Here is a 25,396-nt window from a genome sequence, read left to right on the forward strand (position 1 = left end):
CAGTGGATCAGGAGGCCGGGGAGGCACGCGGGGTGCGGACTGCACCGGACACCGGCTGCCCTCCGCCCCCGACCTACCGTTTCCCCTCCCCGAAGCAGGAGATCGAGTACGTGCAGGCCAAGGAGATGACCCTCAAGCCAATTCTTGAGGGCGAGAAGCAGTACCTGATTCCGCTGTACCAGCGCACGTATGCGTGGAAGCGCGAGCAGCTCGATCGTCTCTGGAGCGACATCGTCGCCCAGGCAGACGCACTTCGAGACGGAACAGCGAGCCCTGGCCACTTCATTGGCTCGCTCGTGCTCGCCCCGGCGCCGGGGACGATCGCCGGGGGCGTGAATCGCTGGCTCGTCGTCGATGGGCAGCAGCGCCTGACCACCCTGTTGCTCGCGTTCGCCGCGCTGCGCGACCACATCCGGAACGAGAGCCCGAGAGATGCCGACCGCGTCCACCGGCAGTGGCTGGTCAACGAGTACCAGTCCGGTGACGACCACCTGAAGCTGTTACCCACCCAGACCGACCGCCCCGCGTTCGCCGCCTGCATCGAAAACACCCACAAGCCCAGCGGAGGCAACATCGCGGCGGCCTATCGCTTCTTCCGGGAGCAGCTCGTCGCGGTGGACGACCCCGACGACCCACACGACATCCGGCGCATCGAGCAGGCCATCGCCAACCGGCTCGACCTGGTGTCCATCACCGCCGAGCGCGATGACAACGTCCACCGGATCTTCGAATCGCTCAACAACACGGGGATGTCGCTCAGCCTCGGCGATCTTCTGCGCAACCACCTGTTCATGCTGCTACCCACCCGTGCTGCGAAGGTCTACCAGAAGGTCTGGGCGCCTATGCAGGAGCTCCTCGGGGCGGACAACATCGAAACCCTCGCGTACCTCGACCTTGTGCTTCGCGGCCAGCCCGAGCTCCGCCGTGGCGACACCTATCAAGGGCAGCAGAAGCGGTTTCGCGAGATCGCCCACGACGAGGCGGCTGTCGAGGCCGAGATCGTCGAGCTCGCCCGTCGGGCTCGGCACCTCCATGCCATTCTCCGACCGGCGTCGCTCGACGAGCCCGCCAATCGCGAGATCGCTCAAGGTTTGAGCAGACTCGCCGCCTGGGGCACCGAGGCAGTCAATCCCATTCTCATGGTGCTTCTCGATCGCCGTGAGGGCGGTCGCTCCGCACCAGGCGAGACGACGTCAGCGTTGCTGTACCTCGAGTCGTACTTGGTGCGCAGGATGCTCTGTGGCCGCACGGCCGCCGGTATCAACCGGGCTCTTGCCCAGGCCGCGCTCGCCATAGCCGACGCCGTCGATGCTGCCGACGCGCTTCGCGACTTCCTGTCCCAGCCACGTCGCTACTGGCCCGACGACGATCAGCTGACTGAGAGCATCGCGCAGCTCAACTTCTACTGGACGGGCAAGGGCAGCCAGCGGCTCTTCGTTCTGCGCCGGCTCGAAGAAAGCTACGGCCACAAGGAGCTCGTGGACTGGGACGAGACCAAGGTCCAGATCGAGCACGTCCTTCCCCAGACGCCAACCCCCGAATGGCTGGATCTCCTCGAGCCGGACGTGGAACCCGGCGAAACGCCGGCCGACCTACATCAGCGGATCGTCCATCGCCTGGGCAACCTCACGCTCACCGGCTACAACCCCGACCTGAGCAACAAGCCCTTTCCGGAGAAGCGTGAACTTCTCGCGAAGAGCAAGTTCTCCATGTCATGCGAAGTCGCAGAGCAACCCAGCTGGGGGCTCCAGCAGATTGAGGCCCGAAGTGCCGCACTCGCGGCAAGGGCGGCACAGGTGTGGCCGGGCCCACGGAGCACACGTGTAGCTGCGCCGCAAGACCAGTGGCAGTTGGTGCGCCGTATCTGCGCAGCGCTCCCCGCAGGCACCTGGACTTCCTACGGCAATCTCTCTGCAGTTGCCGGGATCCACCCCAAGCCTCTCGGCAACTACCTGGCCACTAACCCTGTCCTCAACGCCTGGCGGGTTCTTCGCGCTGACGGTTCGATCTCCTCCGAGTTCAAGTGGACTGAGCCAGGGCGCACCGAGACGGCGCAAGACGCGCTGGCTGCGGAGGGCGTCCGCTTCGACGGCAGGGGCCGCGCGGACGCGTCGCAACGACTTTCGCCCGGCGATCTGGCCACCTTGATAGGCGTGGACATCCCCGAGGAAGCGGACGCCGGCGACGAGCATCGCTTCTGGGTGCAGCTTGCCGCCAACCAACCCTCTGCCTCACAGGAGGCCGTGCGTCAGCTCCTCGACGACTGGCGGTCGCGAGGCGGCTACTTCGCCTGGGGCGGCGGTGCGCAGGTCAGCGGCTTCCCGCTTGTACGCGCGAGCAGCGGCGAGGAGTACTGGCCATGGTCCGTCAAGCCCACATCGGGGACCGTCGAAGTTGTCTTCAAGCACCTCCTGAACCGGCCGCCGTTCGACGACACCGCGGTTCGAGATGAGTTCCGACAGCGGATCAACCGCATTCCCGGCGTTGACATCCCGCCGTCCCGCCTGGAACTTCGCCCATCGTTCTCGCTGGCGCAGCTCGTCGGTGACGAGGCTTTGAAAGCGGCGATCGAAGCTCACGCATGGTTCCTCAATCAGGTACCGCAGAAGGCCGAGTGATAGGGAGCTGACAAGCGAACCGACTCGCCTCACGTGTTGGCAGGTCGGACTCGCGGATCCGCCGGGTCCGGCCCGGTGCAGGCAGTGACCGCTGCCTCTCCGGGCCTTATCTCCGCATGCGACGTGGACCCCCAGCCGCAACTCCTCCCCGGCCTTACGCGGCGGGCGAGCGCTGCGGCGGCCTGATCAACCTCCGGCCGGCACCCGCACCCAGGCCTCCTCGAGAAGCGCGACGATCTCCTCATCACCACGCCGCCGGAACGCGCTGAGAATCCGTCGCGGCTTGGCCCCGCCGTCCAGGCCGGCCGCCTCGGCGAGGATCGGAGTGGCATCTCCATCCACTGCCCCGGCGCCGACGAGCCGGAGCACCCCACTGATCGGATCGCTGCCGGGCGCCGGGGTCGGGAGGACGTCGAAGTCGCTGTTCGGCCCGAAGCGGAGGAACACGGTGTCGCCTTCAGCCGAGCCGAGATCCTCCAGGAACCGCCGGATGGTCGCGAGGCCGGGCTGCGTTCCGGTCCACCGCACGGCCTGCGGCCCGAGGCGGGACTCGAGGGTGATCGTCTCGCCCGGGACGCAACCGGCCACGGTCGCGACGCCGTTCGGCACCGACAGCCCGGCACCCCGCAGATGGTCGTGGTTGACGACCACACGGAAGCACCACGTCTTCCCGATGCGGTACAGCCGCTTCGTGTCCTCGGGCCGCTTCCGCGGAAGGGCACGAGTCGCGCGGCGTCGCACTACGCCTGCGCGCAGCTCGTACTCGCCACTCGACGCGTAGGTCTGCACGCTGTTCGGGGAGACGTCGAAGCGAGCGCAGAGGTCATCGACGAGCGTCTGCAACTCGATCTCTCCCCCAGCCTTCTGCAGAACCCGCGCGATCTCGGCCCGGATCCCGCTGTACTGCTCGTGTCCCCAGCCGGCCAGCGCCCAGGCCGCCTTGTCGGTTCGGACGAACCGATCGTCCTCGTTGAGGCGGTTGGCAAGGCTCCGGATGTTGAGGTCACGCCCGGTTCGGGAGGCGATCTCCTCGAGCCCGAGCGGTTCACCCGCGATCGCGAGGACTGCGGCCGCGTGGTCGTCCATGGACCGAGTCCGGGTCAGGGCCCAACCGTCGGCGAGAGCCACGCCGCACCAGCTCAGCCACGCCTCGAGCTCCGGGGCGGGCAGGGTCAGCACGGCGGCGACGGCAGTCAACTCGACCACGCCGTGGTCGTCGACCAGGTCGTCGAGCGTGGTCAGCGTGCGGGCCTTCGCCGAGCGGATGTCGGGCGCTGCCGCCCACCCGTCGACGACCTCGAAGGCGTCGTCGAGCTTGTCGAGCACGAACCACAGCGGCTTGTCCGTACCGGGCACGGCGCGGTCGAGTTCGGGCATCCGCTCGCGGAGTCGCTCCAATGGAGCAATCGGCTGGATCTCGACGCGCATGGCGGCCAGGAACGCGCTGACGCTCGTGTCTGGGCCGAAGGCGGTGGCCAGGTGATCTTTGAGCTTCTTCTCGATCTGTCGGATCCGCTCGCGGGTGACGCCGTACCGAGCGCCCAGTTCGTCGAGGGTCACCGGCTTGTCAGCCAGGTGCCGATCGCGGAGCAGGCTGCTCTGCCGCTCGTCGAGGCCTGCGATGACGGCCGCCAGCTCGTCCACGGGATCAGAGATCTCGATCTCGGGGAGCAGGTCCCGAGCGGTGACCGTGTTCAGACGGGCGGCCGCTTCCTGAGTCTCCTCCGGGCTGCCGTCCTCGATCTCCACGTGGAGCACCGGCTCGTCCCCGCGGCCTCGGATGAGTCGCCATCTGGCGAGAGCCAGCAGATCAGAGTGCATGCGCTCCGTGACGGCATGGTCAGCACCGATCGTCTCGTTCAACCTGGTCCTCCTCGACCGCGCGCTCGTGTCGCGGGAGGAAGACCATGCCAGACCCGATCAAGCGATCAACAAGCTCCCTACCGGCGGGCGATCGCGAGCGCATCTCACCGACGGGCGCCCGTTACACACCGATTTGGGCGGTATAACCAGAAGGTGATCGCTCCTCTCTGCGTGGTCCTCCCACTCGACAGCCGTCGCGAGCCACAGCACGGCGACAATCCGTGGGAGACGGTGGCCCGGGGCGAGGGCATCACGATCCGCTACTCCGACCAACCACAGTCGACACGGAAGACCTGGCGTATGCCGCTCGGGCCGACGAGTGCCCTGAGCCGGCACCTTCAAGCCGTTGCCCCCATGCTCGGCGGCGGCCGAGGGGCGACACAGCTCTTCCGCGTGGAGTTCCCTCCCGGCTTCAACGCAGGGGACCTCATGCCCGCCGTCGGCGGCGGCTTCCGCGGCGTCGTGCGCTCCGGGAACGGCGCCCATCGCATCGATGGTCAGGCCCGGCTCATCCCGGGGCCTGCGGGACTGCGCACCGCCGCGCTCGGCCCGATGCTCGGGCTGATGGCCGTCACGATCCTCACCGAGATGGCAGCCGCGGCCGAGCAGGATCGCAAGCTGACAGCCATCCTCACCACGGTGGAGCGCGTCGACGCGCGGCTGCGCCTGGAGTCGGATGCCCGTCTCCAGACCGCTGAGCAGACGATCCGGCAGGCTCACGCGGCGCTGCTCGACCGTGCCGCCATCCCCGAGAGCGTCGGGCTCGGCGCTGCGATGAGCCACGTCCAGGACATCCGCAACTTGTCATCCGTCCTGATCGCCGGATGGGAGCGGGTCCTGGAAAGACAGAAGCGGACGGAGGTGCCCGGATCCGTGCTGCGTAAGGAGCTCGGCGAAGTCGGCAAGATCGGCTGGGACGGTTTCACCGATGCCGTCCGCACCGCCCATCTCGCAAACCACCTCGACAGCCGCCGGCTCGTACTCGTCGCTGCCGAAGCTCAGTTCCGGAACCCCGGTTCGCCGTTGCACCACCTACGCCAGGCCGTCGAAGCCGACCTTGCGGAACGCGCCCGCGATCTCGACCGCCTCCGCACCGTGCTCGCGCGGCTCTCGAGCACTCCGCTCACGATCTCCGCGTGGGACGCCGGCATGCTCCCGCACTTGATCACGGACCGGGCTGCGGAGAACGCTCGCACCCAGGCCCTGTTCGCGGGGCTCTCCGCTGCGATGACCGGCGCTGCCGATCCGGCCTGGTGCTCAACCGGCTTCGACGCGGAGCTGGGCGTTGACGGGGACGTGCGAATCCTCGAACCCGGTGATCAGCGCGATCACGAATAACCCTGACCGTATGGCCTGACGACGGAGAAGCGCGGCCCGAATGGTGTGGTGCGCGCTCTTTCCCAACTCTCCCGTGGCCCGCCGAGGGTGAATTCGAGATGGTGGGACAGGAATGTGGTCACGGCGATGTTGTCGGACGTGTCCAGGTCGACTTCGCGGGTGTCGAGCGGCATGAGGAAGACCGTGCCGTCGTCTGCACCGTCGTCCCACGTGAACGTGATGACGAGCGTGCTTCCGACCGCGGCCGCGTCGATCAGGCGAAAACTGCGGTAGGGCTCGAACATGTGATCCCTGGGGAGCACCACCGACCGCGACCCGTCGTCGTGCTCGACAACCGTCGGCTCGGTGACTCCCGTATCGAGACGGTCGGCCGCGTAGTGCTCCCGCACGAGCTCAGCCAGCACCGCTACGTCGGCGACATCCACGGCGGGAACCTAGACGGCATCCGGACGGCGCCAACCCAGCGCCGTCCGGACCCGCTGCTCAGCCCGTGAACCGCTCCTGCAACGCCTTGATCCCACCCGCGTACACGGCGCCGGCGAAGGTCTTGGTCAGCCCCTCCTCGTCCGCCGCCTCGGCGTCGAACTCCGACCACCACTCCGCGAAGGTGTGTCCGGTGTCGGTGACGGGCGCAAGGCGCACGGTCGAGATGTAGCGGCGCACCGCGAAGGGGCTTTCGACGATCTGGTAGGTGAAGGTGTGGTCGGTGTCGTCGAGGGTCACGAGTCGCTCGACGACCACTCCCCCGCCACCCAGGACGAGGCGACGGACGGCGCCCACCTCGGTGCCGGATGCGCCGGAGTCCAGGGAGCTCTTCTCGATGCCGGAGTGCCAGCTGGTCATCCCGTTGAAGTCACGGATCAGAGCCCAGACCTCCTCGACGGGGGCAGCTACGACACCACTGGCGTACGGGCGGGGCATGCGGGTCTCCTATTTGGTTAGACGGGTCTTGAAGGCGCGGGTCTGTTCGGTGAGGGCCTTTTCGGTCGGTAGCCGTTCCATCGATGACGCCCCGTAGAAGCCGTGGCAGTGCTTCGTGCGTTCGAGGACGTGGGCGGCGTCGTCGGGCATCGCGATCGGGCCGCCGTGGCAGAGCACGAGCACGTCGTCGCGCACCTCGCGCGCGGCGGCGGCCCACTCGTCGATCAGCGCCACGCAGTCGTCCAGCGACTTCGCCGTCTCCGCGCCGATCGAGCCGCCCGTGGTCAGGCCCATGTGGCAGACGATGATGTCCGCGCCCGCTCGGGTCATCGCGCGCGCATCGTCGGCGGAGAAGACGTAGGGCGTGGTCAGGAGGTCGGCGGCGCGGGCGGCGGCGACGAGGTCCACTTCCAGGCCGTAGCCCATCCCCGTCTCTTCGAGGTTCGCGCGGAACACCCCGTCGATCAGCCCGACGGTCGGAAAGTTCTGGATCCCGGCGAAGCCCAGGTCGGTGAGCTCGCGCAGGAAACGGTCGGTGATCATGAACGGGTCGGTGCCGTTGACGCCCGCGAGCACCGGGGTGTGCTCGAGGACCGGCAGCACCTCCGCCGCCATCTCGACCACGATCTCGTTGGCATTGCCGTACGCGAGCAGGCCCGCGAGGGAGCCGCGGCCTGCCATGCGGTAGCGGCCGGAGTTGTAGATGACGATGAGGTCGATGCCGCCGGCCTCCTCGCACTTCGCCGAGAGGCCCGTGCCCGCGCCGCCGCCGATGATCGGCTCGCCCCGTCGGGCCATTTCCTGGAACTTCTCGACGAGCTCCGCGCGGACGAAGCGCCTCACCGCTGCACCTCCTGCCACGAGCTGACGATCGCGGCGGCGAACTCGGGGTCGTTGACGTGGTGTGGCAGGCGCACCACGCGCCGCTGGTCCGTCTGCTTCACCTCTGCCTCGATCGTGGCGAAGAGCGCCTCGTCGGCTTCCGGGTCCCAGAACGCCTGCCCGGGGGCGTCGAGCGCGGAGACCCCGGCCGTGGGCAGCAGGAACCGCACCGGGCCGTCGCACGCGTTGAGCTTGCGGGCCAGGAACCGGCCGATCTCGACGCACTCCTCGCGCGTGGTGCGCATGAGCGTGACCTGCGGGTTGTGCTCGTAGAAAGAGCGGTCGGCGAACTGCTCGGGGACGGTCGAGGGGGCGCCGAAGTTGACCATGTCGAGGGCCCCGCACGATCCGACGTACGGGACGTGGGTGCGGGCGATCGCGCCGAGCCGATCGTCCGTCGCCGCCATCGCGCCGCCCACGAGGAGATCGCACACCTCCGTGGTGCTGATGTCGAGGACGGAGCTGACGAGCCCGTCGTCCACGAGCTTCTCCATCGCCCGCCCGCCGGTGCCGGTGGCGTGGAAGACCAGCGGGTCGACGGCGTCGCCGAGCCGCTCGATCACGGCGGTGACGCAGGGGGTGGTGACGCCGAACATCGTCAACCCGACGGCGGGCCGGTCCTCCGCGTCGGGGATCTCGTTGAGGACGAGGCCGGCGAGCGCGTGCGCGGCGTTGCCGATCACCCGGCGCGAGATGCGGTTGAGGCCGGCGACGTCGGTGACCGAGTACCACATCGCGATGTCGGATGCGTCCACATAGGGCGCGACGTTCCCCGACGCGACCGTGGACACCATGATCTTCCCGACGCCGACCGGGAGCGCCTGCATCGCCGGCGTGATCAGTGCGGTGCCGCCGGATCCGCCCAGGCCGAGAACGCCGGCCACGTCGGTGCGGGAGGCGACGAACCGTTGCAGTGCCTCGGCCATGGCGGTGACGGCGGTGCCCCGGTCGCCGGTGAAGACCGCGTCGACGCCGCCGAGGTGATGTGCCGCAACATCCTCGGCGGAGACGTCTGCCGCGGTGCCCCGCCGCTGCGTCGACACGTCGACGGTGACGACCTCGGCGCCGGCTGCCCGAACCCGCTCCGCGGCATAGTGCAGCTCCGCGCCCTTCGTGTCGAAGGTGCCGATGACGTACGCGAGCGCCATGTGATCGTTCTAGCGCATCGACCCTGAACAAGAACACCTATGCGAGGGGAGAGCGCTGAACGGCGCAAGCTCCTCGCGCGCCCAGCGGCCGCCGACGTCTTCGCAGAGAGAGCGTCGTCCTCGCAGGGGCCCCAACGTGTGCGAGGAGTCCACAGCCTCTGCGAGGACCACTTGATCCCGGCGCTGCGATGAGTTTTGGGGGGCTGGGTGGTCGGATCCTCGAACCCCACCTTCAGGAGGACTCTTGAGCACGATCTCGCCCATGATCATCACGCGTGACGTCGAACGCCTCGTGCGCTTCTACACCGAGGTGTTCGGGGCCGAGGAGGCCGAGCGCTTCCCCGAGGAGGGGCCCGTCTTCTTCCTCGGTCTCCGGATCGGCGATTCCCATCTCGGGTTCGTCTCGGACACCAAGGTCGACACGTCGGCCCCGCAGCGTCTGCTGCTGAGCATCGACGTCGAGAACGTCGACAAGCTGCTGGATCGGGTCGAGACGTTCGGGGGCAAGGTGCTCGGGCCGCCGAACGACATGTCGTGGGGGCAGCGGGTGGCGCACGTGCAGGACCCGGACGGCAATCCGGTCAACCTCACGCAGTGCATCTGATCGCCGATGATCAACGTGCACTGATTCATCCCCGATGATGAATCAGTGCACCTTCGTCGCCCCGCGTCGGCGCAGATTGCGGCGCTCGGGCGCCATCAAAGGCAATGATGTGGTGTGAGCACTTCGACGCAACCGGCGCGCACCGGGCTCGACCTCCAGTGGGTCGACACAGCGATCCGCCCCCAGGACGACCTGTTCCAGCACGTCAACGGCCAGTGGCTGCGCACGCACGAGATCCCGGCCGACCGGTCGCAGGACGGTGCGTTCTACGCGCTGCGTGACCGCGCCGAGGAGGACGTGCGGGCGATCGTCGAGGACGCGGGGTCGCAGAGAGGCGACGACGCGCGGAAGATCGCCGATCTGTACAGCTCGTTCATGGACGTCGAGCGCATCGAGGCAGCGGGCACCGAGCCGGTGCGCCCGCTGCTCGACGAGGTGGCCGCCGCCACCGACAAGGCGGCGCTCGCCGCTGTGCTCGGCCGCCGCCAGCGGGAGGGGCTCAGCTCGCTGTTCGGCGCGTTCGTCAGCACCGACGCCAAGGACTCGACGCGCTACCTCGTGCACCTCTCGCAGTCCGGTCTCGGGCTCCCCGACGAGGCGTACTACCGCGAGGACGCCTACGCAGAGATCCGCGCCAAGTACCTCGAGCACCTGGCGCGGCTCGCCGAGCTGGTCGGGTTGCCCGAGCCGGAAGGGCTCGCGGCCACGGTGATGGAGCTGGAGACGGCGCTCGCGGCCGTCTCGTGGGACCGCGTCACCAACCGCGACGCCGAGAAGACCTACACGCTCATGACGCTCGGAGCGCTGCGCGAGCACGCACCCGGGTTCGACTGGGACCCGTGGCTCGAAGCCCTCGGTGCGCCTGCGGGCGCGTTCGACGAGGTCGTGGTGCGTCAGCCGAGCTTCCTCGCTGCCGCCGCGAAGCTGTGGTCGGAGCGCCCGCTTTCGCAGTGGCAGGCCTGGCTCGCCATCCGCACCGCCTCTGCCGGTGCCGACCACCTCAACGAGGCCGTCGTCGAGGAGGACTTCGGTTTCTACGGCCGCACCCTCTCGGGCACGCCCGAGCTGCGGGAGCGGTGGAAGCGCGGGGTCGGGCTGGTGGAGGGCGCGCTCGGGGAGGCCGTGGGCCGGCTCTACGTCGAGCGGCACTTCCCGGCATCGGCGAAGGAGCGGATGGTCACGCTCGTCGCAAACCTCGTGGAGGCCTACCGGCAGAGCATCAGCCAGCTCGACTGGATGAGCCCGGAGACCCGTCAGCGGGCGCTGGAGAAGCTGGAGCGGTTCACGCCGAAGATCGGCTACCCGGACGAGTGGAAGGACTACTCCGCCCTCGAGATCGCGGCCGACGACCTGCTCGGCAACGTCCGGCGCGCCGGTGCGTGGCGCACCGACGACGAGCTCGCGAAGATCGGCAAGCCGGTGGACCGCAACGAGTGGTTCATGACGCCGCAGACGGTCAACGCCTACTACAACCCGCGGATGAACGAGATCGTCTTCCCCGCGGCGATCCTCCAGCCGCCGTTCTTCGACCCCGATGCCGACGACGCCGCGAACTACGGCGGGATCGGCGCGGTGATCGGGCACGAGATCGGCCACGGCTTCGACGACCAGGGCTCGAAGTACGACGGCGACGGCAACATGACGGACTGGTGGGAGCCCTCCGACCGCACGGAGTTCGAGCGCCGCGCCGACGCCCTGATCAAGCAGTACGGCGACCTGTCTCCGGCCGGGCTGCCCGACCACAAGGTCAACGGCGCCCTCACGGTCGGTGAGAACATCGGCGACCTCGGCGGACTGACCATCGCGATCAAGGCCTACAAGATCGCGACGGACGGATCGGAGCCGCCGGTGCTGGACGGCCTCACGGGCCTACAGCGCGTGCTGATCGGCTGGGCGCAGGTATGGCGGGCGGTCACTCGGGAGGCCGAGGCGGTGCGCCGGCTGGCCATCGACCCCCACTCGCCGCCGAACCTGCGCTGCAACGCCGTGGTCACCAACCTCGACGCGTTCCACGAGGCGTTCGACGTGCAGGAGTCCGACGCCCTGTACACGCCCCCGGACCTGCGGGTACGCATCTGGTGACAGCACCGCGCAGCGGACGAGCCGGAGCCCGCGGCCGCGCGACACAGTTCACCAACGGGTGACTGCACATCCATCCGATGGAGAATGGGATCCATGCAAACCCGAGTCGCGTACGGCGAGAGCGGTCTCTGGCTGGAGCTGCCCGACGGGGCGACCGTCGTCACCCCGAGCCACCGGCAGGCGGCGGCCGACCCGAGGGAGACCCTTCGGGCCGCGCTGCGCCGGCCGGTGGCCGGGCCGCCGCTGCGGGAGCGCGTCTCCCGCGGCCAGACCGTGGCGATCTCCGCGTGCGACATCACGCGCCCGCAGCCCCGAGAGCTGATGATCCCTGCGATCCTCGACGAGCTGGACGGGATCGTCGACCTCGACGACGTGGTCGTCCTCGTCGCCACCGGCACCCACCGTGCGAACACCGAGGCCGAGTTGCGGGCGATGTTCGGTGACGAGGTCGTCGACTCCGTGCGGATCGTCAACCACGACTCGCGCGCCAAGGACACCATGGTGTGGCGCGGCACCTTCGGGCGCGACGTGCCGGTGTGGCTCAACCGGGAGTGGTGCGAGGCGGACGTCCGGATCACCACGGGGTTCGTCGAGCCGCACTTCTTCGCGGGGTTCTCGGGCGGTCCGAAGCTCGTGGCGCCGGGGCTCGCGGCGCTGGAGACGGTGCTCGTGCTGCACGACGCCGCCCGCATCGGCGACCCGCGCGCCACCTGGGGAATCACCCACGGCAACCCCGTGCACGACGACGTGCGCACGATCGCGGAGGCCACCGGCGTGACGTTCGCGCTCGACGTGGTGCTCAACGCCGACCAGGCGATCGTCGAGGCGTTCGGGGGCGACATCCTCCCGATGCACGAGGCCGCCACCGCGTTCGCGAAGGACGTGGCGATGCAGCCGGTGGACGACCGGTTCGACGTGGTGATCACCACCGGCTCGGGCTATCCCCTCGACCAGAACCTGTACCAGTCGGTCAAGGGGATGTCGGCCGCCTACAAGGTGGTCAGGAAGGGCGGCATGATCGTCTGCGCCGCGGAGTGCCGCGACGGCTTCCCCGACCACGGCTCCTATCGCACGTCGCTGACCTCGGGGGCGTCGCCGGAGGAGATGCTGGCCGAGATCGCCGGCCGCGACCACACGGTGCCCGACCAGTGGCAGATCCAGATCCAGGCGCGGATCCAGGCCGACTCCCGCGTGGTCATGCACACCTCGTACCTCTCCGACGCCGACCTCGCCGCCGCCCACCTCGAACAGACCGACGACATCCCCGGCACGGTCGAGAAGGCGCTGCGCGAGGCGGGGTCCTCGGCCCGGTTGTGCGTGCTGCCCGAAGGACCGCAGACGGTCCCCTACGTGGCGGGCGAGCTGGCCTGAGATCCCCTCGCGGAGACGACGCGGAGCCCCAGCCGCCCGTCACGTCGACCGTGGAAGGCGGCAGCGCGAGGGGCCGGGCGTCCGGTCGCCCCTCGACACAACAGGGTCCTGCTAGCGTGCCGGCGTAGGCCCCGGGTCGCCCCTGCTTCGGCATGCTGCCCGGGGCAAGCTTCTTCCTCGGGACAGTCACGGCATCGGGGCGCTGCGCGACTCGGCGATACCGAGGATCTTTGCTCCTCCGACCCAAGGAATAGGACCGTCATCAGCAACGAGACCTGGACGAGCGATGAGTGCGCGCAGGCCTGGGGCGTGAAGACCACGACCTGGGCGGGTTACGTCTCGCGCGGGCAGGCGCCACAGCCGCTCCCGGGCAACGACGAGCGGGGCAGGCGGCGCTGGGACCCCGACGAGGTCCGGCGGTTCCCCCGCCCTGGCGCCGGGCGATCCCGGGCGGGAGCGGGGCCGGACGCCGAGGCCGTGCTGGCGGAGATGCGCGAGGTCGCCGAGCAGATCGAGGAACTGCGGGCCCGGCAACGGGAGTTGCTCGGGGCGGGCAAGCGTCAGGGGCTCGAAGTGCTCGCGATGGCCCGCGCCCTCGGGATCTCGCGCCAGACCGCCTACAGCTGGCTCGACGACGCGTAGGGCACCCGCACGAGCGACCCGATCGATCCGACATAGTGGACGAGAGTGCCGATCGCTCGAACGGGCGCGTTGATTGTTCCGAGATCTGGGTTTCAGACCTTGCGAGGGCGCAGAACCGGATCTCGTGGCGATCTTGGACGGTGCCCCACCAGTACGAGCGGGCCGCCCAGACCTATCGGACGAGAGCCGTTCGTACGGAGAACCGGGATCAGGCAGCGCGGCGCGCCGGGGCTGCCAGGGGGTGTACGGCCGGCCGCGTCACCCCTGGGCCGGTGGGCCCGCGTTGCCGTCCGGCCCGTCGTGCCACGCCGGCAGAACGAGTGCGCCCTCCATCCGGCGGAGCTCGTCGCGGTGCAGGGTGCTGAGCCGGGCGAGGATCTGCTGGCCGATGGGGGTGAGCACGACGCGAACCGCCCGCCCGTCGGCAGGATGCGCCTCCCGCTCCACGAGGCCGTCGCCCTGGGCGCGGTTGACCAGCTCGACCACGCTGTGGTGGCGCAGCTGGAACCGGTCGGCGAGCTCGCGCACCGTGGCCCACTCACGCCCGGGGAAGCCCTTCAGCGTCAGCAGCAGCTGGTACTGCTGCGGGGTGAGGCCGTGGTCGCGCACCACTTCCTCGCTGAAGCGCAGGTAGCGGCGGATCCCGAAACGGAACCGCGCCAGCGCCTCGAAGTCCTGCTTCGTCAGGGGCGCCGCCTGGCCGGCTGACTCGTCGGCCGCGGGCGCGGCGTCAGGGCGCCACGCTCCTCCGCTTTCATGGTCAGCCATCGATCAACTATATCGTGTTACGATAATACTGTCGTCGTCGGCGGCCAGGAAGCGCCGGTCAGGGAGCCGCCTCGAGGAGGTGGGCCATGCTGGAAGACCACGAGCGGGAGACGCTGCGGGAGGTCGAGCGCCGGCTCCTCGCCGATGACCCCGAGTTCGTCAGCGAGTTCCAGGCTCGCCAGTCGCACCTCCGTGGGCGCACCATCCGGTTCGGCACGATCGTCGCGATCGTGATCGCGCTGCTGCTCGTCGGTCTCATGCTCGCGGCCGGGTCGGTGGGTGGTGCCGTCCTGTGGATCGTTGCGACGGCAGTGGTCTGGGCGATGTGGAGCCACTCCACCCGCAAGAAGCGGCGCGGAAACTAGAGAAGTCCGTTTCGGGGCGGGTGCCAGTCGAGGCAGACCGCGGTGGCGTCGTCGTTCAGCTTGCCGTGGCAGGACTCGGTGACGGCCCGGGTGATGTGCCGGACGAGTTCGGCGGGCGGAAGGTCCCGGTGCTCGGCGAGCAGGGCGGCCAGACGGCGGTACCCGAACGCCGGCTCACCACGCTGATGTGCCTCCGTGATGCCGTCGGTGAACAGCAGCAGCCGGTCACCGGGCTGCAGCCGGATCGGGTGCAGCGGGTAGTGAGCCGGCACGACCAGTCCCAGCGGTAGCGCGGCGGGAAGAACCAGCTCGCTGACCGCCCCGTCACGCAGCAGCAACGGCGGTGGGTGGCCCGCGTTGATGATCGTCCCGACTCCGGCGTCCACGTCGAGGTCGAGGAGGAGCCCGGTGACGAAGTCGGCGCCGGGGAACTGGTCCACCAGGTGCTGGTTGGCCGACTCGGCCTGCTCCGCGATCGTGGACCGCGCGCGGCGGGCGTTGCGCATCGCGGTGCACGACAGGCTGGCCAGCAGGGCGGCCCGCAGTCCGTGGCCGGCGGCGTCGCTCACGCCCACCGTCAATCGGTGGGCGCTGATCGCGTAGTCGAAGTTGTCGCCGCCGATCTCGTACGCCGGCTCCACCGTGCCCGCGATCGAGAAGGCGGGAAGCTCGAACGCGAGGCTGGGCAGCAGCTCCCACTGGATCTCGGCTGCCAGCCCCAGTTCCCGGCGGCGCCTCAGCATCTCGAACCGGTCGGTGTAGCGGCGCGCACCGGTGAGCACGTGCCCCAGCACCCGCGTCACGTCCTCGAGGACCGGTGCCACGTCCGGGTCCAGGCTGTCGCCGGGAAACGTGACGGCGAGGACCCCGAGCCGCTCGGCACGCACCGACACCGGGAGGTAGACGACCAGCGCGGGCTTTCCCTCACCGCCCGCCACGGCCCCGGCCGCAGCTGCCTGGGCGGGATGATCCACGACTGCCGTGACCTGGCGCTGTTCGCGGTAGGCCTCCCCCGCGGCGCTGTCGATCAGGTCCTGCGGACGGACGGCCGCGGCGACGGGCCCGTTGGCGACCGGCTCCAGGGTGGCCTCGGCGTAGTCGGCCAGCAACAGGACGCACGCCCGGGCCGCCAGGTGCCTGGTCAGCCATGTCGAGCAGACGTCCACCAGCTCCGTGGGAGGCGCCTCGTCCAGACTCCGCAGCAACTCCCCGACCCGGGGTCGAGCCGCAGCGGTCCGCTCGGTCATTCACCCACCCTGTCACCAGCAACCCTGCGAGTGTCAGTACGGGGTTACCGGTTCTCAATCCGGCAGGCGGACGAGTTCCGGCAGGTCGGTTGCGGAGCCCGGTTCCGCGTGTCCGATTGGTCCGTTGTGGAGCAGCTCGTCGATGGTCGTATCGAGAGTCCTGGTCAGGACGACGTGCATGCGGTGAGCAGGGATGTCGCCGACGCCGGCCGCAGCGCCGACGGGTGGGGCGACGAAGTAGTGGCCGGCGTCGCCGAACGCGTTGTGCCCGGCGCCGGTGATGGTGGCCGTGGATGTCGGTGGTGAGCCGACGCGCCGTTGGACCAGCCAGTCGGTGTAGGCGCGCGGCGCGCCGTCCTCGGCGCACGGTGTGACGGCCGCGCAGCTGCGGTCGGAGCCGAGCAGCAGTTCCGGCTTGGTCGGTGCCCGGTCCGGTTGCGGGCCGTCCATGTTGATCGATCCGACGCAGCGCGGTTCGAGTTCGCAGGCACGCACGGCGGCGCCACCACCGAGGGAGTGCCCGGCGAAGACGGTGCGCCGGGCGTCGACGGTGACAGGTACGGGTGGGTCGGCCGAGGTGAACGCGTTGAGCAGCGCGGTCATGTCCGCGGCCTGCCGGCCGATCAGCGTGTCGACCTCGGCGCCCGTGGGCGTTGCGGGCGCCGTCGGGGAGGTGCGCGGTATGCCGTCAACCACGCGCGCGGGAGTCGTCGGCGGGACCAGCAGCGCGACGACGCGTCCATGGCTGGCGAGTTCCTCGCCGAGAGTGGTGTACATCCATGGTGCGGTCTCGAACCCGGGAGCGAGGACGACGACGGGCGCCGGGCCGGGCGCGGGAGGGGCGTCGCGGCGCGCCCAGGAGGTGACGGCGCCGACGTCCTGGAGCAGCCACCCCAGCCCGACCGTCGGCGGCAACGTGCCCGGCCCCGACCATCCGTCGGGAACGTAGTCGACACGAGGTGCCTCGTCGGCGGAGCCGGGTCGGGCGGGATACCAGACCCACGCCGCCCGGCGCGGCTCGTCAGGGGTGGCGCTGCCTGCAGCGACCGTGACGATCGCCCGCCCCACGGGGAAGGGCCCGCTCGGAGCCGGCAGGGTCAGTGGGCGCGACCGCAGGACTCCCACGACGACCACGTACCCGAGCAGCAACGCGATGATCGCCATCGCGGCGAGTCCGGCTCGATACACCACCCGCCGTGACGGTCTCGCGTACCGGGCACCCGTCATCGCAGCACTGCAAGGGACTCGACGAGCTGGTCGACGTCCGGCGTGCTGATCAGAATCTCGTGATAGCCCAGCTGCTCCCGGAACCTGTCACCCACGACGAGGCGCAGCGCGGGCACCCAACGGCGGACGCTCACGAACCGGCTGGTCGGAGTTCCGATACCCCAGCGACCCAGCTTGAGGATCCCGCTCACCACCAGGCCCGACCGTGCCACTCCCGTGACTGCCGCGCGAGTCGGCAGCTCCACCCGCTCTGCTCTGCGTACCTCGCCCAGCGGCACCACGAGCCGGGTCCGCCCCCCGCAGAACAGCTTCTCGACCGTCGAGAGCGTGACCGTGACCGCGTGCTCGCCGACATGGACCGTTGCCATCCCGTCCCCCCTTCTAGACTGTTCCCACTAACAGCATTGATACCAGATATGGAAACGGTGGTCGAGGTTGTCCCAGGAGACGTCCCTCGCGGACCTGCTGCACCAGCCGGTGCGGTGGCGCGTGGTCCAGGCCCTGATCGGGCGGTCGCTGACGACCGGGCAGCTCGCCGAGCTGTTGCCCGAGGTCCCCACGACCACGCTGTATCGCCACGTCGGCGTGTTGGTGAAGGCCGGCGTGCTGCTCGTCGTGGAGGAACGCCGGGTCCGGGGCGCGGTCGAACGGACCTACGAGCTCAACACCGCCGCGGCAGACTCCGACAACGCCACCCTCGACCGCGACCGGCTACGAACGATGTTCACCGTCTTCATCGCCGGGCTGGCCGCGGACTTCGACCGGTACCTCGACCGGGACGATCCGGACCCGGTCCGGGACGGGGTCGGCTTCCGGCAGGCCGCGCTCTGGCTGTCCGACGAGGAATTCGAACAGTTTCAGGCGCGCCTGACCGAGGCGTTCGAGCCGTTCGTGGAACACCGGGATGCGCCGGGCAGGACGCGGCGCATCCTGTCCACGACGTTCATCCCCGATCCCTGAACGCGCCTGTCAGCGCAGTTCGAGACCGGCCAGCCCACCCTCCGCGCGCCACGTCGACAGCATCTCGAAGAACGCGGGTGAGCCGGCCCCGTACGGGGCGTTGCGCGCGGCCTGCGGAGACGGCATGCCCTCGTTGTTGTAGTAGCCGGGCGTGCATTCCTCGAGCCAGGCCCGGCGCCGCTCGCTGAGGGCCACGATCGTGTCCACCCATTCCGTCTCGGCCGCCGCCGACGCCTCCACGGTGGCGACGCCCTGGTCGGCGCAGTGCCGCACGATGTAGGCGATGTGCTGCGCCTGCTCGGCAAGCATGTGCGGGAAGTTCACGGTGAACCCGGTCTGGGTGTTGCTGACGATGAAGCAGTTCGGGAAGCCACGGCTGTGCATCCCGTGGAAGGTGGCGGCGCCGTCCTTCCACTTGTCGGTGAGCGTCGTGCCGTCCCGGCCGTGGATCTCGAACCCCGCTCGCCGGGTGTAGCCGGTGCCGACCTCGAAGCCGGTGGCATAGATCAGGCAGTCGAGCTCGTACTCGCGGCCGTCGACGACCACACCGCGCTCGGTGATCCGCTCGACCCCACGGCCCTCGGTGTCCACGAGAATGACGTTGGGTCGGTTGAACGTGTCGAGGTACTCGTCGTGGAAGCAGGGCCGCTTGCAGAGCTGGTTGTAGTACGGCTTGAGCGCGGCCGCCGTGGCCGGGTCCTGCACGATCTCGTCGACCCGGGCCCGGATCTGTTCCATCTTGCGGAAGTCGGCGAGCTGCACGATGTCGGCGGGGTTGGCGGTGTCGTCGGACGCCGCCTGCCGCGCCCGCGCGACCACGGACAGGTTGCGGATGATGTCGGTCCAGCCGTCGCCGACGAGGTCGGCGTCGGCCTCTCCGCCCGACACGAGCGTGTTGAAGTTCTCCATCCGCTCGCGCTGCCAGCCGGGCTGCAGGCTCTGCGCCCACTCGGCGTCGGTGGGCCGGTTCGCGCGGACGTCGATGGACGAGGGCGTGCGCTGGAAGACGTAGAGGTGCTCCGCCGCCGCGCCGAGGTGCGGCACGCACTGCACCGCGGTGGCCCCGGTGCCGATGATCCCGACGCGCTTGCCAGCGAGTCCGGGCAGGCCGTCCTCGGCGCGGCCGGTGTAGGCGTAGTCCCAGCGGCTGGTGTGGAAGCTGTGGCCGCCGAACGTCTCGATGCCGGGAACGCCGGGCAGCTTCGGACGGTGCAGCGGACCGCCGGCGGTGATGACGAAGCGGGCCCGCATGCGGTCGCCCCGGTCGGTCGAGACGATCCATCGCGCCGTGTCGTCGTCCCAGCGCAACTCCGTGACCTCGGTCTGCAGGCACGCACGCGAGTAGAGGTCGAACTTCTCGGCGATCCTGCGGCTGTAGGCGAGGATCTCCGGGCCCTTCGAGTACTTCTCGACCGGCATGTAGCCGGTCTCCTCGAGCAGCGGGAGGTAGATGTAGGACTCGACGTCGCAGGCCGCGCCCGGGTACCGGTTCCAGTACCAGGTGCCGCCGACGTCGCCGCCCTTCTCGATCAGCCGGACGTCGTCGATGCCCGCCTCGCGGAGCCGGGCGGCCACCAGCAGGCCACCGAAGCCGCCTCCCACGACGACGACCTCGACCTCGTCGGTCAGGGGCTCGCGGGAGAAACCGGGCTCGACGTACGGGTCGTCGAGGTAATGGGCGAGCGTGCCCTCCGGCTCGCGGTACTGGTCGTTGCCGTCCGGCCGCAGGCGCCGGTCGCGCTCGGCGCGGTACCTGGCGCGCAGGGCCTCGGGGTCGAAGCCGAGTTCCGCCACCATCGATTCCCCCCATTGGTTCTAGAACCGGCATTCACACTATGTGAGCGTCCGCGAGTGCGTCCATCGCTTCCGATAGGGAACAACCCTCGCGGCGCTGCGGTTGGCGGCCGAGGAGGCGGTCGCAGGACCGCCACGGAAGGAGTTGACCGTGCTCGCTCTGCTGGTGGACCACGACGCCCCGGCCGGGCTGCGGCTCGGCGAGACCGCAGACCCCGTCCCGGCGGCCGACGAGGTGCTCGTCGAGGTGCGCGCGATCTCGCTGAACCACGGCGAGCTGCGCGGCGTCACGAACCAACCGGCGGGTCACGTGTCGGGGTGGGACGCCGCGGGCGTGGTGCGCACCCCCGCGGCCGACGGTTCCGGGCCGCCCTCGGGCAGTCGGGTCGTGACGTTCGGACCCTCGGGTGCGTGGGCGCAGCTGCGGGCCGTCCCGGTCGCCGAGTTGGCGGTCGTGCCCGACGAGGTGGACCTCGCAGCGGCGTCGGCGCTTCCGGTCGCCGGGGTCACGGCGTTGCGGGCGCTGCGCAGGCTGGGTTTCGTGGCGGGGCAGCGGGTGCTCGTCACCGGGGCGTCCGGTGGGGTGGGGCGGTTCGCGGTGCAGCTGGGAGCGGCGGCCGGGGCGCACGTAACCGCCTCGGTCGGCAGCGCGGCGCGCGGCGAGGGCCTGGCCGAGTTGGGGGCGGCCGAGGTCGTCGTCGGGCTGGAGGGGGTCGAGCCGGGGCTGCACGGCGTGCTCGACAACGTCGGTGGTCCTCAGCTCGCCCACGCGTTCGGCCTGCTCGCCGTGGGCGGGTCGGTGCAGTCCATCGGTGCCACCTCCGGCGAGCCCACCGTGTTCGAGCCGTATGCGACCGTCGGGGAGCTGCGCAGCCTGCAGTCGTTCATGATGGGCGGGCAGCTGGCCGGCGACCTCGCCGTCCTCGTCGCGATGCTCGCCGAGGGCCGGCTCGACCCGCAGATCGGGCGGCGCGGGGACTGGAAGGACGTCGCGAGCGCAGCGGAGGCTCTCTTCGCCCGCCGGATCGCGGGCAAGGCCGTGCTCGACGTGAGCTGACCCGTCACGCCGAGGTCGCCTCGCCCAGCACCGCAGCGCCGCGATGCAGCTGCCGCCACTCGGTCGGGCTCATGCCGTAGGCGGCCCGGAACCTGCGGGCGAAATGGCCGGCGTCGGAGAATCCCCACATCCGCCCGACGGCCGCGATCGACGCCCGGTGGCCGGAGCGGGTGGCCAGGGTCCGGCGGGCTCCTTCGAGGCGCTCCCGGACCAGCCACGTGCGGACCGTCAGCCCCTGCTGGGCGAACAGCAGGTGCAGGTAGCGCACGGAGATGTTGTGTTCGGCGGCGATGCGGGCCGGGCTGAGGTCCGCATCGCCCAGGTACGAGGACATGTAGCTGGTGATCCGGGCATACAGCGACTCGGTCGACGCCGGGCGCAGGGTCGGCTCGGCCGCAGCGGACACGATCAGTGCACGGACGAGCTCGACCGTCCCGGCGCCGAGCATCGCTCCCGCCTCGCAGCCCTCGACCTGACCGGCGACGGCACGGACCTGCTGCAGGTGCCGGCGGACGAGGTCGTAGAGCGGGCTCCTCGCCAGGAGCGGCGCCGCGTCCCGGACGACGTCGACGGAGAGACCGATCCGCTCGTTGTCGATGTACAGGGCGGCGGCCACCCCTTCTCCCTCGGCGACGTGGTCGAAGGGGGAGGTCAGGTCCACCAGCCGCAGCTCGCCGGGTTCGTTGGTGACGTGCCGGTCGGCCAGGGTGCGGGTGGCGCTGCAGCCACCCAGCTGGACCGACAGCGAGATCTGTTCCGGGGCACTGACCCGGACGTGCCGGGACACGCGCGTCAGCCGGTGCCCGGACGCCTTCACGTGCACGAGCCGTGCGCCCGGCCCGAGCTGCCAGCCCTCGATGCGGACGCTCACGTCTGCGACCCGCCCGGCGAGCTCGACCCGCGCCGGGAACAGCGCCGAGCTCATCGTGTGCCGTACAGCATCGGCACGCTCCTGGACCGGCATCGACGCGGTGTCCAGGAGAAGTGCCATCCGCTCACCACACGCTGCTCGGGCCCGCTCCGGGCGCTTCGCTGTCGTCCCAGAATTGTGCACGCGCAGCACATCGATTGACCGGGGACGTGATTACGTTCTCCCCCGGGCGACGAGACGAGCCACGGATCCGGACATTTCCGGACAGGGCTATTCCCCCGAACTCGTCATGACAATGAGCGAAGGAGACATCATGGGTGTATTCACCACCAAGGCCGGAGTCGACATCTTCTACAAGGACTGGGGTTCCGGCCGGCCGATCGTCTTCAGCCACGGCTGGCCGCTCAACTCCGACGCCTGGGACAACCAGCTGAACCTGGTGGCATCCGCCGGCTACCGCGCCATCGCCCATGACCGGCGCGGCCATGGGCGTTCGACGCAGACCTGGGACGGCCACGACATGGACCACTACGCCGACGACCTCGGCGAGCTCATCGAGGCCCTCGATCTGCACGACGCCACGCTCGTGGGCCACTCCACGGGCGGCGGCGAGGTCACCCGCTACCTCGGACGGCACGGCACGAGCCGGGTGGCGCAGGCCGTGCTGCTCGGAGCGGTGCCGCCGCTCATGCTCAAGACGGACGAGAACCCCGAGGGGCTCCCGATCGAGGCCTTCGACGCCATCCGCGCCGGCGTCGCAGCCGATCGGTCGCAGTTCTACAAGGACCTGTCCGAGCCGTTCTACGGCGCGAACCGGCCCGGTGCCACGGTCTCGCAGGGCGCCCGCGACGCGTTCTGGCTGTTGAGCATGCAGGTCGGGATCAAGGCTGCGCTGGACTGCATCAAGGCCTTCTCGGAGACCGACTTCACCGCCGACCTCGGCGCCATCGACGTCCCGACGCTCGTCGCCCACGGGGACGACGACCAGATCGTGCCCATCGTCGCCTCCGCGGAGAAGTCCTCGAAGTTGATCAAGGACGCCACCCTCAAGGTCTACTCGGGCGCCCCGCACGGCCTCACCGGCGCCTACGAGCAGGCGTTCAACGCGGATCTGCTCGCCTTCCTCGACAGCTGACCGTCCGCGCAGCTCCCTGATCTCCGCCCGAGCACTCGGCCGAACGAGGTAGAGGTTTCGTCGGCCGCTCCCTCCGGGAAGAGGGTGGAGGGGGAACCCCTGGCAACCCCCCGACGATCGCGGGCCCCTGCGATTGAACGGTTTCCGCTGGCACGAGGCGGAGCGACGGGAGGAGTTCAACAGTGGGTGACAACGTCTACCACGTCACCGAGATCGTCGGGACGTCCGCGGAGAGCGTCGACGACGCCATCCGCACGGCCATCAAGCGCTCGGCGCGCACCCTGCGCAACCTCGACTGGTTCGAGACGGTCGAGATCCGGGGGCACCTCGAGGACGGGGAGATCAAGCACTTCCAGGTGACGCTCAAGGTGGGCTTCCGCCTCGAGGAGCTCGCCTAGGAGCGGCCGGATCCGCACATGACATCGGCCCGGCTCCCGAGGGAGCCGGGCCGATGCGCGCACCCGGGCCGGTCAGTGCGTGAGCGCGGCGGCCCGCTTCTTTGCGTCCTTCGCCACGCCCCCGGCCTGGTGCGCAGCCTCACTGCCCAGCGCGGTGGCCCGGGCGGCGACGTCGTGGCCGAGCTTGGCCGCCTGGTCGAGAACGGCGGCGCCGGTCACCTCGAGAGCCGCCACCTTCTTCTCAGCAGCCTTCTGCAGCTCCGCCGTGCGCTTGGCGGCCCGCTTCTGCAGGTCGGCGCTCCGCTTCTCGGCGGTCTTCTGCAGCTTCGCCCCACGCTTCTCGGCCCTCTTCCTGGCCTTTGCTGCGCGCTTGGCCCAGTCGGCGGACAGGTCGGTGGCGCGTGAGCCCAAACCGGAGCCGGCGTGGGAGGTCCGGGCCGAGACGACGGCTCCGGCACCTGGCGCGAGCCCGGCCAGCCCGGCGGCGAGCCCGGCGACCGTGCCCGAGGCGTCGGAGGCCGTGCCCGAGAGCTTGCCGGTCACCTCGTGGGCCGCACCCGAGACCTTGCCGGAGACGCCCGCGGCGCTACCGGAGAGCGCCGCAGCCTGCGCCGCGGCCAGTTTCGCGGCCTTGCGTCCACGCCAGCCCAGCGAGGGCTTGCCGTGAGTGTCGGCCGCGGCGATCAGCAGCCCACCGAGGAGACCCGCGTTCTTCAGGAAGTGGATGATCTGATCCTGCTTCTTCTCCTCGTCGGTCTCCTCCCAGAAGCGGTGACCCGCCGCTGTCGTGGGGATCAGCGTCGCGGCGAGGGCCGCTGCGGACAGGCGCGGGAACTTGCCGATCGCCAGCATCGTGCCGGCGACGACTTTGACCGCGGCGTCGATCTGCACCAGCAGTACGTCGTCGGGGCGCTCCTGGATGGGCGCCATCTCGACGGCCTTGTCGACGGCAGGGGCAACCGCGTCGAGCACCGGCTTCGCCGCCTGAGCAGGGCCCTCGGGAGCCCGGAGGACCTGGATGCCGCTGTAGATGAACAGCGAGGCGAGCATAGGTCGGGCAACACGTCGAAGGAGCATGCCCAACCGTTCCCCGGAGAGGGCCGGATCAAACGCTGCCGGTCACCTTCGGATGCCATCATGCGCAGGTGAAGGACACGAGGCTGGCCATCGGACTCGACATCGGCGGCACGAAGATCGCAGGAGCGGTGGTCGACGAACACGGCACCGTGGTGGCCGAGCACGTCGAGCCGACACCCGCGGAATCCAGCGGTGAGGCCGTCACCGAGGTCCTGCTGTCGATGATCGACCGCTTCCGTGGCGACCACGACGTCCTGACCATCGGCGTCGGCGCGGCCGGGATCGTCGAGTGGCCTGCCGGGGTGATGCTCTGGGCACCGAACAACGCCTACCGGGACTGGCCGGTGCGCGAACAGCTGGAGAAGGCCACCACCCTGCCCGTCATCGTCGACAACGACGCCAACGTCGCCGCACTCGCCGAGGCGCGCCTCGGCGAGCCCTACCCCAACATGGTGTTGATCACAGTCGGCACCGGCATCGGCGGCGGACTCGTGCTCGACGGGCAGATCTACCGGGGCCCCACCGGGCTCGGCGCCGAGCTCGGCCACATCATCCTCAACCCCGACGGCCCGCGGTGCGGCTGCGGCAACCACGGCTGCTTCGAGGCCTACGCGTCCGGCACCGCGCTCACACGGATGGCGCGGGACGCCGCGGCCGACGACCCGGACGGGCTGATCGCCCGGCTCGGCGCCGAGGACGGCGAGGTCACGGGGCACACCGTCGTGAAGGCCGTCCAGCAGGGCGACGAGACCGCGAAGGCCGTCTTCGCCCGGCTCGGCCGGTGGCTCGGGGTCGGCATCGCGTCGCTGGCCAACATCTTCGAGGTCGATGCGGTGGTCGTCGGGGGTGGCCTCGTCGAGACCGGGGAACTGCTCCTCGCCCCGGCGCGCACGACCGCACGTGAGTACGCCTATGCGCCCACCGCGCGCGGCATCGCCCCCGTGCTTCCGGCGACCTTCGGCGCCGACGCCGGGAAGATCGGGGCCGCGCTGCTCGCTCTGGAGCACGCCTGATCCGTCTCCTAGGGT

At 70.1% G+C, this 25,396-nt stretch carries 24 protein-coding genes; 12 read left to right on the forward strand and 12 right to left on the reverse strand.

Annotated features, from left to right (window positions below):
* Nucleotides 1–110: 110 nt before the first annotated feature.
* A complete protein-coding gene (locus ACQPZQ_RS34320; protein ID WP_433287808.1) occupies nucleotides 111–2,618 on the forward strand; it encodes a GmrSD restriction endonuclease domain-containing protein in 2,508 nt (835 codons plus the stop codon).
* Between the two features lie 186 nt (nucleotides 2,619–2,804).
* Here ACQPZQ_RS34320 and ACQPZQ_RS34325 read toward each other — a convergent pair whose 3' ends face one another.
* Nucleotides 2,805–4,481, reverse strand: coding sequence for a sigma factor-like helix-turn-helix DNA-binding protein (locus tag ACQPZQ_RS34325; protein ID WP_433287810.1), 1,677 nt, complete (start codon nucleotides 4,479–4,481; stop codon nucleotides 2,805–2,807).
* Nucleotides 4,482–4,634: 153 nt separating this feature from the next.
* On the opposite strand from ACQPZQ_RS34325, the gene ACQPZQ_RS34330 reads away from it, so the two are divergent.
* Nucleotides 4,635–5,819 (forward strand): hypothetical protein, encoded by a 1,185-nt coding sequence (locus tag ACQPZQ_RS34330; RefSeq protein ID WP_433287812.1) that lies wholly within the window; start codon nucleotides 4,635–4,637, stop codon nucleotides 5,817–5,819.
* On the opposite strand, the gene ACQPZQ_RS34335 is transcribed toward ACQPZQ_RS34330, so the two are convergent.
* From ACQPZQ_RS34335 to ACQPZQ_RS34350, 4 genes are read right to left on the reverse strand one after another with little or no spacing between them, the layout of a single operon-like run.
* Nucleotides 5,810–6,244 carry a hypothetical protein gene (locus tag ACQPZQ_RS34335; RefSeq protein WP_433287813.1) on the reverse strand — a complete coding sequence of 145 codons (435 nt, stop codon included), beginning with the start codon at nucleotides 6,242–6,244 and terminating at the stop codon, nucleotides 5,810–5,812. The genes ACQPZQ_RS34330 and ACQPZQ_RS34335 overlap by 10 nt on opposite strands.
* Nucleotides 6,245–6,302: 58 nt before the next feature.
* The gene (locus ACQPZQ_RS34340; RefSeq protein ID WP_241039976.1) at nucleotides 6,303–6,740 is read right to left on the reverse strand and encodes an SRPBCC family protein; all 438 of its coding nucleotides are present in this window, start codon (nucleotides 6,738–6,740) and stop codon (nucleotides 6,303–6,305) included.
* A gap of 9 nt (nucleotides 6,741–6,749) precedes the next feature.
* The gene (locus tag ACQPZQ_RS34345; RefSeq protein ID WP_433287815.1) at nucleotides 6,750–7,583 is read right to left on the reverse strand and encodes a phosphoenolpyruvate hydrolase family protein; all 834 of its coding nucleotides are present in this window, start codon (nucleotides 7,581–7,583) and stop codon (nucleotides 6,750–6,752) included.
* Nucleotides 7,580–8,770 carry a Tm-1-like ATP-binding domain-containing protein gene (locus tag ACQPZQ_RS34350; RefSeq protein ID WP_433287817.1) on the reverse strand — a complete coding sequence of 397 codons (1,191 nt, stop codon included), beginning with the start codon at nucleotides 8,768–8,770 and terminating at the stop codon, nucleotides 7,580–7,582. Before ACQPZQ_RS34350 ends, ACQPZQ_RS34345 begins: the two co-directional genes overlap by 4 nt.
* Before the next feature lie 244 nt (nucleotides 8,771–9,014).
* Here ACQPZQ_RS34350 and ACQPZQ_RS34355 point away from each other — a divergent pair, with 244 nt between their 5' ends.
* From ACQPZQ_RS34355 to ACQPZQ_RS34370, 4 genes are all read left to right on the forward strand, one after another.
* Complete coding sequence (locus ACQPZQ_RS34355; RefSeq protein WP_433287819.1) at nucleotides 9,015–9,374, forward strand: VOC family protein; 360 nt, start codon at nucleotides 9,015–9,017, stop codon at nucleotides 9,372–9,374.
* Between the two features lie 114 nt (nucleotides 9,375–9,488).
* Nucleotides 9,489–11,456, forward strand: coding sequence for a M13 family metallopeptidase (locus tag ACQPZQ_RS34360; protein ID WP_433287821.1), 1,968 nt, complete (start codon nucleotides 9,489–9,491; stop codon nucleotides 11,454–11,456).
* Nucleotides 11,457–11,549: 93 nt separating this feature from the next.
* A complete protein-coding gene (gene larA, locus ACQPZQ_RS34365; protein WP_433287823.1) occupies nucleotides 11,550–12,827 on the forward strand; it encodes a nickel-dependent lactate racemase in 1,278 nt (425 codons plus the stop codon).
* Between the two features lie 309 nt (nucleotides 12,828–13,136).
* On the forward strand, nucleotides 13,137–13,469 hold the full coding sequence (locus tag ACQPZQ_RS34370; protein ID WP_433287825.1) for a hypothetical protein: 333 nt from the start codon (nucleotides 13,137–13,139) through the stop codon (nucleotides 13,467–13,469).
* A 258-nt stretch (nucleotides 13,470–13,727) separates the two neighbouring features.
* Here the strand turns inward: ACQPZQ_RS34370 and ACQPZQ_RS34375 are convergent, their stop codons facing one another.
* Nucleotides 13,728–14,237: a MarR family winged helix-turn-helix transcriptional regulator gene (locus tag ACQPZQ_RS34375; protein ID WP_433287827.1), complete on the reverse strand. Its 510-nt coding sequence runs from the start codon at nucleotides 14,235–14,237 to the stop codon at nucleotides 13,728–13,730.
* Nucleotides 14,238–14,323: 86 nt separating this feature from the next.
* Between ACQPZQ_RS34375 and ACQPZQ_RS34380 the strand changes: the two genes are divergently transcribed.
* A complete protein-coding gene (locus tag ACQPZQ_RS34380; protein ID WP_241039968.1) occupies nucleotides 14,324–14,602 on the forward strand; it encodes a DUF3040 domain-containing protein in 279 nt (92 codons plus the stop codon).
* Here the strand turns inward: ACQPZQ_RS34380 and ACQPZQ_RS34385 are convergent.
* Genes ACQPZQ_RS34385 through ACQPZQ_RS34395 form a run of 3 tightly spaced genes read right to left on the reverse strand, consistent with a single transcriptional unit; the run spans nucleotide 14,599 to nucleotide 17,444 of the window.
* A complete protein-coding gene (locus ACQPZQ_RS34385) occupies nucleotides 14,599–15,849 on the reverse strand; it encodes a PP2C family protein-serine/threonine phosphatase (protein ID WP_433287830.1) in 1,251 nt (416 codons plus the stop codon). The two genes, ACQPZQ_RS34380 and ACQPZQ_RS34385, sit on opposite strands and share 4 nt — an antisense overlap.
* Nucleotides 15,850–15,903: 54 nt before the next feature.
* Entirely contained in the window at nucleotides 15,904–17,040 is a 1,137-nt protein-coding gene (locus tag ACQPZQ_RS34390) for a hypothetical protein (RefSeq protein WP_433287832.1), read from the reverse strand.
* A gap of 32 nt (nucleotides 17,041–17,072) precedes the next feature.
* Nucleotides 17,073–17,444: a hypothetical protein gene (locus ACQPZQ_RS34395; protein WP_433287834.1), complete on the reverse strand. Its 372-nt coding sequence runs from the start codon at nucleotides 17,442–17,444 to the stop codon at nucleotides 17,073–17,075.
* 67 nt (nucleotides 17,445–17,511) lie between these two features.
* Between ACQPZQ_RS34395 and ACQPZQ_RS34400 the strand changes: the two genes are divergently transcribed.
* Complete coding sequence (locus ACQPZQ_RS34400; RefSeq protein ID WP_433287836.1) at nucleotides 17,512–18,036, forward strand: helix-turn-helix domain-containing protein; 525 nt, start codon at nucleotides 17,512–17,514, stop codon at nucleotides 18,034–18,036.
* A gap of 9 nt (nucleotides 18,037–18,045) precedes the next feature.
* On the opposite strand, the gene ACQPZQ_RS34405 is transcribed toward ACQPZQ_RS34400, so the two are convergent.
* Entirely contained in the window at nucleotides 18,046–19,833 is a 1,788-nt protein-coding gene (locus tag ACQPZQ_RS34405; RefSeq protein WP_433287838.1) for a flavin-containing monooxygenase, read from the reverse strand.
* A 148-nt stretch (nucleotides 19,834–19,981) separates the two neighbouring features.
* Here ACQPZQ_RS34405 and ACQPZQ_RS34410 point away from each other — a divergent pair, with 148 nt between their 5' ends.
* The gene (locus ACQPZQ_RS34410; protein WP_433287840.1) at nucleotides 19,982–20,887 is read left to right on the forward strand and encodes a zinc-binding dehydrogenase; all 906 of its coding nucleotides are present in this window, start codon (nucleotides 19,982–19,984) and stop codon (nucleotides 20,885–20,887) included.
* Between the two features lie 4 nt (nucleotides 20,888–20,891).
* Here the strand turns inward: ACQPZQ_RS34410 and ACQPZQ_RS34415 are convergent, their stop codons facing one another.
* A complete protein-coding gene (locus ACQPZQ_RS34415) occupies nucleotides 20,892–21,878 on the reverse strand; it encodes a helix-turn-helix domain-containing protein (RefSeq protein ID WP_433287842.1) in 987 nt (328 codons plus the stop codon).
* A 193-nt stretch (nucleotides 21,879–22,071) separates the two neighbouring features.
* On the opposite strand from ACQPZQ_RS34415, the gene ACQPZQ_RS34420 reads away from it, so the two are divergent.
* Entirely contained in the window at nucleotides 22,072–22,893 is an 822-nt protein-coding gene (locus tag ACQPZQ_RS34420; RefSeq protein ID WP_433287844.1) for an alpha/beta fold hydrolase, read from the forward strand.
* Between the two features lie 182 nt (nucleotides 22,894–23,075).
* Complete coding sequence (locus ACQPZQ_RS34425) at nucleotides 23,076–23,291, forward strand: dodecin (protein ID WP_433287846.1); 216 nt, start codon at nucleotides 23,076–23,078, stop codon at nucleotides 23,289–23,291.
* A gap of 72 nt (nucleotides 23,292–23,363) precedes the next feature.
* On the opposite strand, the gene ACQPZQ_RS34430 is transcribed toward ACQPZQ_RS34425, so the two are convergent.
* Entirely contained in the window at nucleotides 23,364–24,341 is a 978-nt protein-coding gene (locus tag ACQPZQ_RS34430) for a DoxX family protein (RefSeq protein WP_433287848.1), read from the reverse strand.
* 95 nt (nucleotides 24,342–24,436) lie between these two features.
* Here ACQPZQ_RS34430 and ACQPZQ_RS34435 point away from each other — a divergent pair, with 95 nt between their 5' ends.
* The gene (locus ACQPZQ_RS34435) at nucleotides 24,437–25,381 is read left to right on the forward strand and encodes an ROK family protein (RefSeq protein WP_433287850.1); all 945 of its coding nucleotides are present in this window, start codon (nucleotides 24,437–24,439) and stop codon (nucleotides 25,379–25,381) included.
* The last annotated feature ends 15 nt before the right edge of the window (nucleotides 25,382–25,396 follow it).

The organism is Pseudonocardia sp. CA-142604, assembly GCF_050948475.1.
Classification (GTDB): domain Bacteria; phylum Actinomycetota; class Actinomycetes; order Mycobacteriales; family Pseudonocardiaceae; genus Pseudonocardia; species Pseudonocardia alaniniphila.

What these genes read in the sequence shown, in the direction of transcription:
- ACQPZQ_RS34340 (WP_241039976.1), bottom strand. Translation starts at nt 6,740, where the DNA reads ATGCCCCGCCCGTACGCCAGTGGTGTCGTAGCTGCCCCCGTCGAGGAG.
- ACQPZQ_RS34350 (WP_433287817.1), bottom strand. Translation starts at nt 8,770, where the DNA reads ATGGCGCTCGCGTACGTCATCGGCACCTTCGACACGAAGGGCGCGGAG.
- larA (WP_433287823.1), top strand. Translation starts at nt 11,550, where the DNA reads ATGCAAACCCGAGTCGCGTACGGCGAGAGCGGTCTCTGGCTGGAGCTG.
- ACQPZQ_RS34375 (WP_433287827.1), bottom strand. Translation starts at nt 14,237, where the DNA reads ATGGCTGACCATGAAAGCGGAGGAGCGTGGCGCCCTGACGCCGCGCCC.
- ACQPZQ_RS34380 (WP_241039968.1), top strand. Translation starts at nt 14,324, where the DNA reads ATGCTGGAAGACCACGAGCGGGAGACGCTGCGGGAGGTCGAGCGCCGG.
- ACQPZQ_RS34385 (WP_433287830.1), bottom strand. Translation starts at nt 15,849, where the DNA reads ATGACCGAGCGGACCGCTGCGGCTCGACCCCGGGTCGGGGAGTTGCTG.
- ACQPZQ_RS34395 (WP_433287834.1), bottom strand. Translation starts at nt 17,444, where the DNA reads ATGGCAACGGTCCATGTCGGCGAGCACGCGGTCACGGTCACGCTCTCG.
- ACQPZQ_RS34405 (WP_433287838.1), bottom strand. Translation starts at nt 19,833, where the DNA reads ATGGTGGCGGAACTCGGCTTCGACCCCGAGGCCCTGCGCGCCAGGTAC.
- ACQPZQ_RS34415 (WP_433287842.1), bottom strand. Translation starts at nt 21,878, where the DNA reads ATGGCACTTCTCCTGGACACCGCGTCGATGCCGGTCCAGGAGCGTGCC.
- ACQPZQ_RS34420 (WP_433287844.1), top strand. Translation starts at nt 22,072, where the DNA reads ATGGGTGTATTCACCACCAAGGCCGGAGTCGACATCTTCTACAAGGAC.
- ACQPZQ_RS34430 (WP_433287848.1), bottom strand. Translation starts at nt 24,341, where the DNA reads ATGCTCGCCTCGCTGTTCATCTACAGCGGCATCCAGGTCCTCCGGGCT.